Consider the following 12727-nt stretch of genomic DNA (forward strand, 5'->3'; position numbering starts at 1 on the left):
TCACGAAACTTAGAGTCCTGCGAACTGTCGAGTTGAAAGTCTCATGACAAGTTTGCGAGTTGGTGAACAGATATGCCTAATGCAACATGCCGAACGTGCCGGTCAGTCCGTACTGGCAGCTTGCGCGTGGCCTTCTGCCGAGTCGGCGAACTCGGGTGTGTCGAACACCTCTCCGCCCAGCGGATCGACGACCTTCGATTCCTCGGAGAAGTCGACGGCGCCGGTATCCGGGTCGATGTTGACCGCATGGGCGGGAACTTCGTGGACCGCGACGAGCATGTGGGCGTCGGAGGGATCCGTCATGATCCCGCTTTGTGACGGAGTGAGCCCGGCGAAGGTCGACGAGATCTTCAGATCGCGGAGCCGCTTTTCGGTGGGTTGCGGAACGTCGGTCGATGCCGAGGTATTTGTAGAAACCCGCAGATAGCGTGGTGCCGACGCGACCTCGTATCGGAATGCCTTCAGCATCGACAGACATGCCAGCACCATGATGACCGAGAACGGTACCGCCGTGGCGATGGCAACGGTTTGCAGCGCCGTGAGCGATCCACTGCCACCCACGATGAGGAGAACTGCGGCCGCGGCACCGGAGAGGAACGTCCAGTAGACACGCGTGATCTTGGAGGTCTCCAAGCTGCCACCGGTCGCAAGGATGTCGATGACGATCGAGCCGGAATCCGCGGACGTGACGAAGAAGAAGACGATCACGACGATCGCGAGAACACTCGAAATCGTTCCGAGCGGAAGTCCGTCGAGAAGCGTGAACAGCGACGTGTTGGTGTCCACTGCGCCGGATGCGTCGAGCATCGTGCCCTCGTTGCGCTGACGCAGAATGCCGGAGTTACCGAAGATCGTGAACCACAACGAACCAACCAGCGTCGGGGCCAGCAGCACACCGAAGACGAATTCGCGGATGGTGCGGCCGCGTGAGATGCGCGCGATGAACATGCCGACGAACGGTGCCCAACTCATCCACCAACCCCAGTAGAAGATGGTCCATGCACCCTGCCAGCCGTCTTCGGCGAACGGGGACGTGCGCAGCATCAGCTCGGGCAAGGCCTGGACGTATCCGCCGAGGTTCTGCACCCACGACTGCATCAGGAACAATGTCGGTCCTAGAATCAGGACGAACAGGGCCAGCGCGGCAGCAAGCATCATGTTGATGTTGGAGAGCCACTTGAGGCCCTTCGTGACGCCGGAGACGACCGAGAAGGTGGCCATGCCCGTCACGATGACGATGATGGTGATGACCAACCAGTTGTCGGTCTCCACCCAGCCGAGGTAGTCGAGGCCGGCCGAGATCTGCTGGACACCGAAGCCCAGCGACGTCGCGACACCGAACAGCGTGCCGACGATGGCGACGACGTCGATGGCGTGGCCGATCTTTCCTTCGATGCGAGCCCGTCCGAGGAGCGGCTCGAGCAACCAACGGATCGAGAGCGGACGACCCTTGCGGTAGGTCATGTACGCCAGACCAAGGCCGACGACGACGTAGATCGCCCATGCATGAAGGCCCCAGTGGAACAGCGTCAGTTCCATCGCTTGATTGGCTGCGGCGTCCGTGGATCCCGCGATCTGCCCGGCGACGGGAGGGTTCACATAGTGCGAAAGGGGTTCTGCCACTCCGTAGAACACGAGGCCGATGCCCATCCCGGCGCTGAAGAGCATCGCGAACCACGAGAGCATGCCGAACTCGGGTTGCTCGTCGTCGCGCCCCAATCGGATGTTGCCGATGCGGCTGATTCCGCAGTACAGCGCAAAGATCACGAAACCGGTAGCAGAGAGGATGTACCACCAGCCGACGCCGTCGCTGATCACGTTGTTGAGAGTTTCGAAAGCATCCGCAGCGGTTCCCGCATAGATCACGGCAAAGGCGATCAGGGCAAAGATCACTATCGACGCGGGGATGAACACGGGTTTCCGTAGTTCACGCCACGCAGTTTTGACCGCAGTCATTCCACTCCTCGAACAATCAGGCATTCACAGCGCCCATACGGGCAGCCACGTGTCACGCGTAGGTGGGCGTTGCGCTCACACCATCGCAGGTCAAGACCGGGCTATTGCTTTGAAATTCAACGTAACGTCAAGTTTCGGTCAACTCAACTGGACGAAAGATGCTGCACTGTCGCGAAAGTTCTCACTGGATACCGTAGTTCCGGTTGTAAATCGTTGGGTAATAGTGGCATTGGGCCATGAGTGGAATGCTGAACGGCGAATTCGATTGGTACGGTGAGTTGAATCGGTCGAGTCGACGCTCACCGATTGACCACATTTGTCAAACTCGGCGAAACAGCCTGTCTGTCAGGTGGTTAACTCCTGGTGTGCTTGCCCGATCGTGGCGGTCAGGTGTCGATACCTAACTGTGATTGTGATGGTCGCAACTATCAGTGATGCGGGCCCTGTTCGCCCCGCTGAGCGTCGATCAGATCCATCGCATCCTTCAGACCCAAGCCCGGATGCAGTTCGCGTAGTGCCTTGATTGCCGGAATACGGTCGTCAGTCGACGCGAGTGCGCTACGGACGTCGTCGGCGGGTATTTCGGTGGGGGCAGTCGTCCCTTCCCACCACACCGACTGAGGTTTGTTCCTGTTTCGCCAGGCTTGGCCTGCGTAGTACGCAGACCCGACCGTCGCGAAAAGCCAGATTGCGAGGAATGCCCAATTCCAAGCTGTGGGTTCTGTGATGACCTTGTCGATGGTGCTTGGGCCGAAGAAAATGAGAAGCCAGGCCAGCACGATCGTCTGCCACCATCGCTCGACGCGCCTGCTCGGATTCCACCACTCGGCCATCGATCGATACCCGCACAGTGCTGCGGTTTCGATGCGACGATGGAGATCATGGAGATTCGTGATGCGGTGGAGCGATTTCGAGGGGAATCAGGGACCTCGACGATCTTCGGAGAACCGCACCAGACCAGCGACGGATCGACGATCATCACGGTTTCGCGTCTACACCGGCGGTGGCGCCGCGACCCGATACCGGTGCCAGTGGGAGTGTTCTCGATCCACGAGGGTGAGCCGTCGTGGTCACCGGCCGTCGATCACACCAGGGCGGCTTTGATGGGGGAGTTCATCGGGTTGGCGGCCGCAGTGATCGCAACTCTGGCCGTTCTACGTCGTCCGCCCTGGCCTGATGTGACGATTCAGAAGGGGTGACCCAGAATTACGCCGATCAGTTGGAACGGCATCGCGAGGAACATCGATCCGACGTAGAGCGGATAGCGAATCGGATCGCCGGCGAGGTAACCCTCGGCGAGCCAGGCCATGACGTCTGCTGATCCCATAGTCGTTACTTCCCTTCGCTGTTGTGGTTCACCGACATTTTCGGTCGTGGGAGTTGTTTTGTTACAGGCGAACTCGAAGGAGGAGTACATGTGAAGGCAGTTTCGACGCAGCAAACGTCGTCAAGCGAGATCCCCGGGGGCGGTGTCCTCTAACAGCTAAGTCTCGATACTTAGCACTGTGCCGTAGTGAAATCTGTGCGTTCTGCACATGTCGGGACAATTCGGTGAGCCCTACAGTCGCTGCATGACAACGACACCTTCTCCTCTCTCAGGCAAGACCGTCGTACTGATCGGCGGCGGAACAGGCATCGGGCTGCGAGTGGCGCAGCTTGCCGTCGACGCCGGTGCGCAGGTAGTTCTCGGCGGCCGAACCGCATCCAAGCTCGAAGCAGCGGCCGCGCAGCTGGGTGAGGCGGCGCACTGGTTCACCGTCGACACCTCCGACGACGACTCGGTGAAAGCGTTCTTCACCAACATCCCCAGCGTCGATGCGCTCTTCACCACGGCTGCCGATTACCAGGTCGGCTCGTTCCGTGAACAGAGCGTCGAGGAAGCGGCGTCGCCGTTCACCTCCAAGTTCTGGGGGCAGTACCGCGTCGTGCACGCTGCGCTCGACAAGCTGACACCCACCGCATCGGTGGTCCTCATGTCCGGCGCTGCCAGTGTGCGGCCACCCGCAGCTGCCGCGGCATACGTTGCAGCCAACGCGGCAATCGAGGGGCTCGGGCGGGGGCTGGCGGTCGAACTGTCGCCGATCCGCGTCAACACTGTCGCTCCCGGAACCATCGACGGGCATCTGTGGGCTCAGCGCCCGGCGGAGGTTCGGGAGGCCGCGTTCACCTGGAGTGCCGAGAACAACGTGCTCGGCCGCGTCGGGAACGAAGACGAGATTGCACAAGCGGTGTTCTATCTCTTCACCAACACGTACACAACGGGTTCCACGCTGTACCCCGACGGCGGGTACGCGTTGCGTTAGACCCGTGCCATTTGGCGACTGTGTGAAATGACGACTGTGCGAAATGCATTGTCGTAACACGAAGAAACGCCAATTCGCCCATAGGCGTGACCCCTGCCACATTCGTACCGTCTTCTCCGAGAACACTTCCCAACTATTCGAGGAGTCCGTCATGAAAAACACGTCAGCGACCGCCGCCGGCGGTGAAGTGTCCGACGGTGACGACTACGCGCTCACCCGCGTTCCCGACGAAGCACGATATTCGTGGTTCTCGGTGGCAGTACAGCGATTCGGTCAGGTATCGGCACTCGCACAGTTCTTGCTCGGTGCGACGCTCGGCTACGGTATGACGTTCTGGAATGCCTTCTGGGCATTGACAGTCGGGGCGGTGATTCTCGAGGTCGTCTGTATTTTCATCGGCATCATCGGGGTTCGTGAAGGGCTCAACACATCGGTGGTCGCACGCTGGTGTGGATTCGGGCACGCAGGTTCCGCGGTGATCGGTTTGGTGATCGGGGTCAGCCTGATCGGTTGGTTCGGCATTCAATCTGCTGTCTCTGCATCAGGTTTGCACGGAATCATGCCGTTTCTGCCGCAGTGGGCGTGGGCTTTGGCCTTCGGTCTCCTGATTACCGCGATAGTCCTTCGCGGGTTCGGATCCATGCAACTGATCGCCAACATCACCGTTCCGCTGTTCCTGATCCTGGTCGGTTGGGCCGTCGTCGCCGAACTGCGTAATCACTCGCTGTCAGATCTGATGACATCTGCTCCAGCCGGGCCGGAGCTCAGCTTCCTCGCCGGAACTACCATCGTCGCAGGCGGTTTCATTGCCGGAGCAGTGATCACACCTGACATGACGCGCTTCAACCGCACGGCAGGCGATGTCGTGAAGCAGACGCTCGTCGGAATAACGTTGGGCGAATACGTGATCGGGCTGACCGGTGTTCTTCTTGCCCATGCCGTTCGCAGTTCCGACATCGCCACGATCATTCTCTCGTCGGTCGGTTGGGTCGGCGTTCTGATCATCGTTCTCGGCACCTTCAAGATCAACGACTGGAACCTGTACAGCTCGGGGCTCGGCGTCGTGAACTTCATCGACGTCGTGTTCGGTCGACGGATCAATCGCGCCGTCGTCACCGCTGTGGTCGGCATCACCGGTTCGGTCCTCGCGGCTGCCGGAATCCTCAACTCGTTCACCGACTTCCTGATCCTGTTGGGCGTCGGATTCCCGCCGATCGCCGGGATCATGGTGGCGGAATACTTCATCGTCAAGACATGGCGCAAGGATCTGGAGGAGAGTCGAGCTGCGGGTACCCTCCCGAACTCGGCACCCACTTGGGTACCGGCCACGCTGGTGATCTGGATCGTCTCGGCGCTGATCGGTCATTACAGCACCTTCGGCCTGCCGTCGATCAACGCGGTGGCCTCGGCCTTCGTTCTCTACGTCGTCGCGGGTCGACTCGGCCTGATTCGCGGAGTCGGACGCACCGCAACCGAAGCGCCGCAAGAGACTTCGGGAAAATCTGCGCTCACGCACTAGCACGGCACACACTGTAGAAGGGAGTTCGCGATGCGAATCGGAATCGACGTCGGTGGTACGAACACCGATGCGGTCCTGATGGACGGGACCACCGTCATCGGGCATGTCAAACACTCGACCAGCAAGGACATCACCGGCGGAATCGGCGGAGCTCTGACGGCGCTGCAGCAGCAGTACTCGTTCTCTCCCAGCGCTGTTCAAGCAGTGATGATCGGCACGACGCACTTTCTCAACGCTCTCATCGAGCAACGCGGACTTGCACCGACAGCGGCTCTGCGATTGGGGCTTCCGGCGACCGCGGCGCTTCCGCCGATGGTGGGGTGGCCGCGAGACCTGGTCTCCGCTGTGCAAGGAAGGCGCTACCTCGCTCACGGTGGGCACGAGTTCGACGGTCGTCGTATTTCGTCGCTGGACCCCGACGAGATTCGCCGCCATGCCGCCGATATGGCTCGCAGCGGTACTCGTTCGGTCGCAATATCTTCGGTGTTCTCTCCGGTCAATCTCGAATGCGAAGCGGCCGCCGCGGAGATCGTGCGTGAGGAACTCGGCCCGGACGTCGCAATTTCGCTCTCGCACGAGATCGGTCGAGTGGGTCTACTTCAGCGGGAGAACGCGACCATCATCAATGCTGCGCTGCGCGAGCTCGCCGATCACATCGTCGACGGTCTTGCCCGATCTTTGGTCGAGCACGGCATTGTCGCGCCGCTGTACCTGAGCCAGAACGACGGAACCTTGATGGACATCGAGTACGCGAGGCGTTATCCGGTGGCGACTTTCGCTTCGGGGCCGACCAACTCCATGCGAGGCGCCGCTGTGCTGTCCGGTCTGGCCAGCTGTGCGGTGATCGACATCGGAGGTACCACTACCGACGTGGGCGTATTGACCAACGGTTTCCCGCGAGAAGCCACCACGGAGGTGACGGTCGCCGGGGTACGGACCAATTTCCGTATGCCGGACGTCTTCTCGATCGGTATCGGTGGTGGTTCGCTGGTGGATGCAGACGGACTCACAGTCGGACCCGAATCTGTGGGATACGAATTGGGTTCACGGGCACTCGTATTCGGCGGTGACACGTTGACGGCCACCGACATAGCCGTCGCGGCAGGCTTGGCCGACGTCGGAGATCGCAGTGCGGTGGCGCACCTCGACCGCGGCCTGGTGTCGACGGCACTCGACCGGATCTCGCGCCGAGTCGCCGACGCCGTGGAACAGATGCGGACCACGTCGGATCCACTTCCCGTTGTGGCGGTTGGCGGGGGATCGGTACTGCTGGAGCGTGAACTCCCGGGCCTGGGAATGGTGATTCGTCCTGAGCGCTTCGATGTTGCCAATGCGATCGGCGCTGCGATCGCGCAGGTCAGTGGTGAGGTAGATCGAGTCGAAGCGGTGCGGGACGGGCACCGGCAGGTTTTTGCCGACGATGCTCGCCAGGAGGCGATCGATCGGGCAGTCGCCGCAGGCGCACGGCCCGAGTCGGTGCAGATCGTGGAGTTCGACGAGGTCCCGATTCCGTATCTGCCGGGCAACGCAACACGTATTCGAGTGAAGGCAGTCGGTGACTTGGCACTGCACAGTGGTTTGGTCTCCACCGGTCAGGAGGGCTCACGATGAGTTGGACACTACGAACGGCGGATCTCGACGACCTCGCCAGGGGCGCAGCCTTGTTGGGCACCGGCGGCGGGGGAGATCCGTTCGTCGGCAAGATGTTGGTCACGCAGGCGCTCGGTGAGGCCGGTGAAATCACAATTCTCGATCCGGAGGAGCTTGACGACGACGCGTGGGTGATTCCCGTCGCGCAGATGGGTGCCCCGACCGTCGTGGTCGAAAAGATGCCGCGCGGAACCGAACCCGAGCTGGCGCTGATCACGTTGGAGAAGCACACGGGTCGAACTGCAGATGCCACGATGCCGATGGAGTGCGGCGGAATCAATTCGATGATTCCGTTGCTGGTGGCCGCACGGCGCGGCCTGCCGGTTGTCGACGCCGACGGGATGGGGCGAGCCTTTCCTCAGCTCGAGATGGAAACCTTCTCGGTGTACGGGATTTCGGCGAGTCCGCTCGCCATGGCGAACGAGCACGACGAGGTGGCGATCTTCGACACCGGAAGTGACAACAGCAGATTGGAGGGCCTCGCCCGCGGGGTGACGTCGAGGTTCGGTGGGATGGCGCACATCGCGCAGTACTCGATGACGGGTGCAGATGTGAAGCGGACGGCGATCCCACGGACTCTGTCGTTGGCCATGACCATCGGCCGGTCCATCAGACTTTCACGTGAGCAGCGGGTGGACCCGGTGCAGGCGCTTGTCGACAGTCTCGCCGACACGCTCTACGGATACGGGCGAGTTCTCTTTGACGGCAAGGTGATCGATGTCGACCGGCGAACCGATGAGGGGTTCGCTCGGGGTTCGGTGCGGATCGCCGGCGTCGGAGACGAAGAGCTGGAGGTTCAGTTCCAGAACGAAAATCTGATCGCCGTCCAATCCGGAGTGATGGTGGCGATCGTGCCAGACCTGATCTGCATCGTCGAGGCCGATACCGCCGAACCCATCACCACCGAGGGCTTGCGGTACGGGCAGCGCGTTGCGGTCATCGGGATCGCGACCCCACCCATCATGAGAACCCCGGAGGCACTGGCGGTCTTCGGCCCGGCTAGCTTCGGGCTCGATCGCCCGTTCCTGCCGGTGGAGACACTCGAGCAACCTGTACTGGCAGAATAGCGAGCCGTGAGCAGGCTGCACGCGGTCCGGGAGGCCGACCTCGACGCGATCGCAGCGGGGGCGGTGGTCCTGGGCTGCGGCGGGGGCGGCGATCCACGCTTGTTCGTGGAATTGCTGCGTCCACTGATGACGTCTACTTCGGTGGAGGTCATCGCGCCGGACCAGTTGCCGGAGGAGGCATTGGTGATGCCGGTGGGAATCGTCGGATCGGCCCTGGCCTTGGAGGAGCAATTGCCCTCCGGGCGTGAGTTTGCAGATACTGCAGCAGCTTTGACGCGCTGGACCGGGAAGCGTCCGACCGCGGTGATGACTTTCGAAGGCGGTGGACTCAACGCTCTCTCCGGCATTGCGGCGGCGTTGGCGTTGGGAATTCCCGTGGTCGACGCGGACCTGCTGGGTCGAGCGATGCCGCGGCTCGATCACCTCTCTCTCGCCGCAGCCGGGTTGGAATTGTGCCCGGTCACACTCGCCCAGCCCGGCGGCCTCATTACCGTCGTCGACGGAGTGGATGTGCTCGGCGCCGAGGTAGCAGTGCGGTCGTTGATCGGGAGAACCAGCGGTTGGGGCGCTCTGGCGATCGCGTCGATCGATGCGCGGACGGTGCAGGAGGCGTGCATTCCGGGAACTCTCTCCCGAGCATACGAACTGGGTCAGCACATCGGGGCCCTGGGCAGTTGGCAGGAGATCGCGGAGAGCTCCGGGGCCCTGGTAATGGGGACTGGCCGGGTGCGTGCGGTCCGTCGTAGTCGTCCGGACACCGGCGATCGTCGGGGCAGCGTGATTCTCGAACACGATTCTGCGGTGATACGAGTCGAATTCGAGAGTGAGTTCCTGACCGTCGCGTTGGACGGCGAGATGATTGCAACGTGCCCGGACATCGTGACGTTGCTCGACGTGCGGACCGGCGCCTTCGTCTCGTGTGAATCCGTGCACCAGGGGCACGATGTGGCCGTGTTGGTTCTTCCCGGTCCACAGTGGTGGGCGGAAGAAGTGGGCAGATTGAAAGTTGTCGGCCCGCGGGCATTCGGGATCGACCACGACGCAGTGCTGATGGAGGCGCGATGAGCGCGAGTGTTTCGGCGTTGCTGAACAACCCGGCCTTTGTCGGGCTGTATCGACTTGCCGGGGAGGGTGATCCCGTCGTGACGACAGTGGGAGCACTCACCGGGGAATCGGCACAGTCGGCCGAGGCCGTGTCGGATGCGGCGAGTTCAGGATCAGTTCTGGTGATTCTCGATCGAATCGACATCGGGGAGTGGAGATTCGACGCTCTCCTTCGGCGCACAGCGGCGACCGGCTGCCAGGTGGTCGCTGTGCACAGCACTGCGGCGGAGGATGCGAATCTCTCGTTGCTTGCCGATCGGCTCGGACTGGTGGTGCTCGGAGTATCCGACCCGTGGCAGTTCAGCGTGGATCTTCGTGATCTTCTCTCGAATTCGCGGGCGGTGATGGCCGACGCAGTACTGCGGGCGACACACGCGGGCCAACGAGCCGGAGGAAGCGTCGAGAATCTTCTGTCGGTGCTACTGAACACCTTTCAGCGTTCATTCTTTCTCCTGGACACGTCCGGACGTCCGATGACCGGCGCCGACCTGTTGTCAGACGCTGATCGAGCAGCTGCCGGTATGTTGTCGGGTCGCGGGGCGCCCACCACGGTCGAATTGGACTCCGGCGGGGTCCTGATTGCGTGCCCGGTGATGTCCGGCGCAGCCCGAGAGCCCTGGCTGGCGGTGCTGCTCCCGGTGCGTCAAAGCGTCGAAGAGGCTTCTCTCTCAGTGGTTCTCGACGTGGCCTCGTTGGCTGCCGGGCACCGACTGGCCGTTGCGCGCATGGTCGACGAGCGTGAAGCGCGCCGGCGTAGCGCGTTGCTCGGTGAACTGATCGACACGTCAGCAGACGCCACACCCGGACTGCTCCGGCGCGCACTCGACGCGGGTTGGATGCTGGACGGATGGCACATCGGCATCAAAGTCCTGGCGGTCGGTGAGGTCGACCTGGTGGCAAGACGCAGCGAGGTTGCAGATGCTCTCGCCGCCGAGGGAATCGACGCCAATGTCGTGGAACAGGCTGACGGCTGGGCGGCGTGGACGACTCTGCCAGGCGAGCCGCGACCGGAGGCGATCACCAGGATCGCCGAGTGCATCCGTGCAGCTCAGGCCAGGTTGGAACCCACGATGGAGACCTGGGTAGGTGTGGGACGCGCACACGACGGTCCGGCTGGAATCGGTTCGTCCCTGTCGGAGGCCGGGGATGCCGCTCGGCTCGCCGGTTCCCGATCTCAAACAGGTCGATTCCTGCACGTGGACCGCCTCGGGCTGGCGCAGTTGCTGCTGGCGTGGACGCGAACCGACACCTTCCAGCCTGCGGCCGCGGCATTGCTCGCACCGCTACGCGATTCCAATGGAGAGTTGCTCGAGACTCTGTCGACGTACCTCGACGAAGAATCGTCTCTGGCTCACACCGCAACCCGAATGGGCTTGCACCGCAACACCGTATCGAGTCGGATCGATAGAATTCAGCGCCTTCTCTCGGTCGATCTGGCCGATCCGGAAACCAGGCTTGCGCTCCACCTCGCCTGCCGGACGATCGCGCCGTGACGACGGTCTTCGCAGCTTCGTCTTGACAAGCGCGGGAGGTTCCTGCCATCCTCGTTGCCAGGTCACGAGTACCAGTGTTCAGCCCCGGCTTGCTGGTCGGCAACCCTCCTCCGCGGTGGGGTGCTCCGGGTGACGACCCGGCTGCGTTCGAAAACGAATGCGGCAAGCGCGGACTCTTCCGGGGCCATCTCCCGACGAACGAGTCCTTGAACGTGAGGATTGTCTTCGATGACTGCTGTATTGAGTGCCGACACCTGCTGCACCACCGCGATTGCCAAGGTTTCGGGTGCCGACCTGCAGGTTCCATTGGTTCAGGGCGGCGAATGCTCCTACGCCAACTTCGACTACGCGGCCAGCGCGCCGGCATTGGCCCAGGTCACCGACCGTATCGCCGAATTGTTGCCCACGTACGCCAGCGTCCACCGCGGTGCCGGCTACGCGTCCCGGATCTCCACGCTCACCTACGAGAACGCTCGTGAATCCGTTGCTCGTTTCGTGAACTGTGCCGACGATCAGGTTGTCGTCTTCACCCGGAACACCACCGATTCGCTGAACCTGCTTGCGCAGTGCGTCCCCGGCAGCACCGTCGTCCTCGACGTCGAGCATCACGCAAACCTGTTGCCGTGGAACGACGCTCGTATCGTCACCGCCGCAGACACCATCGAAGAAACGATCGAGCGTCTGATCGGTGAACTGTGCACCAAGCCTGCCGCGCTGCTCGCAATCACCGGGGCCTCCAACGTGACCGGTGAGATCCTGCCGATTGCACGTTTGGCTGACATCGCTCACCGTTGCGGCGCACGTATCCTCGTCGACGCTGCTCAGTTGGCTCCCCACCGTCGCATCGACCTGCAGGAATGCGGCGTCGACTACGTAGCGTTCTCGGGCCACAAGCTGTACGCGCCCTTCGGCGCCGGCGTTCTCGTCGGCCGCCGTGACTGGCTCGACGAAGCTCAGCCGTACCTCGCCGGCGGCGGCGCCGTGCGTGAGGTGACCGTCGAATCCACCGAGTGGGCTTGCGCGCCCGCACGCCACGAGGCGGGTTCCCCCAACGTGCTCGGTGCGGCAGCCATCGCGACCGCCTGCGAAACCCTGCACGCCCTGGACTTCGACGTGATCGCCGAGCATGAGAAGGCGCTCACCGCCCAGCTCACTGACGGCTTGTCCGCCATCGAGGGCGTCTCACTCGTGCGACTGTGGAACGACGCTCCCGACGCCGTCGGAATCGTCACCTTCACCGTCGACGGATTCGAAGCGGGCGAGATCGCCGCATTCCTCTCCGCCGAGCACGGCATCGGAGTTCGCGACGGTCGCTTCTGCGCACATCCGGTTCTCGCGCGCCTCGGCCTTTCCGGCGGTGCAGTTCGCGCCAGCCTCGGCCTCGGTAGCAGCTCGGACGACGTGACGCGGTTGGTCGACGCCGTGAACATCCTGGTTTCGAATCAGCGTGATTGGAAGTACGCGAAGACGGCAGGTGCGTGGAACCCTGTGCCCGAGACCCGCCCCTTCCTCGGAGCCGCAGACGACAATGCCGGCGCAGCCGAGTGCGTCTGAGCTGAGCTCGGTCCCCGAAAACTCGAACGGACAACTAGCATGGCAGCCATGGCACCAGCGGATTTTCCCGCCACCCCTTCG

At 62.5% G+C, this 12727-nt stretch carries 11 protein-coding genes and 1 riboswitch; of the genes, 8 read left to right on the top strand and 3 right to left on the bottom strand.

The annotated features are described in order from the left end of the window. Positions 1-102 precede the first annotated feature (102 nt). The gene (locus KTR60_RS02740; protein ID WP_060939649.1) at positions 103-1956 is read right to left on the bottom strand and encodes a BCCT family transporter; all 1854 of its coding nucleotides are present in this window, start codon (positions 1954-1956) and stop codon (positions 103-105) included. 428 nt (positions 1957-2384) lie between these two features. Then, positions 2385-2789, bottom strand: a complete 405-nt coding sequence (locus tag KTR60_RS02745) for a ribosomal protein L7/L12 (RefSeq protein WP_228401764.1) — start codon at positions 2787-2789, stop codon at positions 2385-2387. 39 nt (positions 2790-2828) lie between these two features. Between KTR60_RS02745 and KTR60_RS02750 the strand changes: the two genes are divergently transcribed. Beyond that, positions 2829-3155, top strand: a complete 327-nt coding sequence (locus tag KTR60_RS02750) for a hypothetical protein (RefSeq protein WP_039972778.1) — start codon at positions 2829-2831, stop codon at positions 3153-3155. Here KTR60_RS02750 and KTR60_RS02755 read toward each other — a convergent pair. After that, positions 3143-3283 (bottom strand): hypothetical protein, encoded by a 141-nt coding sequence (locus KTR60_RS02755; protein ID WP_003941170.1) that lies wholly within the window; start codon positions 3281-3283, stop codon positions 3143-3145. The genes KTR60_RS02750 and KTR60_RS02755 overlap by 13 nt on opposite strands. 244 nt (positions 3284-3527) lie before the next feature. On the opposite strand from KTR60_RS02755, the gene KTR60_RS02760 reads away from it, so the two are divergent. From KTR60_RS02760 to KTR60_RS02790, 7 genes are all read left to right on the top strand, one after another. Continuing rightward, positions 3528-4259: an SDR family oxidoreductase gene (locus KTR60_RS02760; RefSeq protein WP_042922757.1), complete on the top strand. Its 732-nt coding sequence runs from the start codon at positions 3528-3530 to the stop codon at positions 4257-4259. Between the two features lie 151 nt (positions 4260-4410). Beyond that, positions 4411-5778, top strand: coding sequence for a purine-cytosine permease family protein (locus tag KTR60_RS02765; protein ID WP_054187860.1), 1368 nt, complete (start codon positions 4411-4413; stop codon positions 5776-5778). A 30-nt stretch (positions 5779-5808) separates the two neighbouring features. Continuing rightward, positions 5809-7389, top strand: a complete 1581-nt coding sequence (locus tag KTR60_RS02770; protein ID WP_228401766.1) for a hydantoinase/oxoprolinase family protein — start codon at positions 5809-5811, stop codon at positions 7387-7389. Further along, positions 7386-8495 (top strand): DUF917 domain-containing protein, encoded by a 1110-nt coding sequence (locus KTR60_RS02775; protein ID WP_228401768.1) that lies wholly within the window; start codon positions 7386-7388, stop codon positions 8493-8495. Before KTR60_RS02770 ends, KTR60_RS02775 begins: the two co-directional genes overlap by 4 nt. Before the next feature lie 6 nt (positions 8496-8501). Next, positions 8502-9560, top strand: a complete 1059-nt coding sequence (locus tag KTR60_RS02780; RefSeq protein WP_228401770.1) for a DUF917 domain-containing protein — start codon at positions 8502-8504, stop codon at positions 9558-9560. Then, positions 9557-11092, top strand: coding sequence for a PucR family transcriptional regulator (locus tag KTR60_RS02785; protein ID WP_228401772.1), 1536 nt, complete (start codon positions 9557-9559; stop codon positions 11090-11092). Before KTR60_RS02780 ends, KTR60_RS02785 begins: the two co-directional genes overlap by 4 nt. Before the next feature lie 60 nt (positions 11093-11152). Continuing rightward, positions 11153-11267, top strand: a riboswitch (SAM riboswitch). Positions 11268-11320: 53 nt separating this feature from the next. After that, positions 11321-12646 (top strand): aminotransferase class V-fold PLP-dependent enzyme, encoded by a 1326-nt coding sequence (locus tag KTR60_RS02790; protein ID WP_050655922.1) that lies wholly within the window; start codon positions 11321-11323, stop codon positions 12644-12646. Positions 12647-12727: the final 81 nt, after the last annotated feature.

Origin of the sequence: Rhodococcus sp. C1 (genome assembly GCF_020809065.1) — a bacterium.
Taxonomy (GTDB): Bacteria; Actinomycetota; Actinomycetes; order Mycobacteriales; family Mycobacteriaceae; genus Rhodococcus_F; species Rhodococcus_F qingshengii.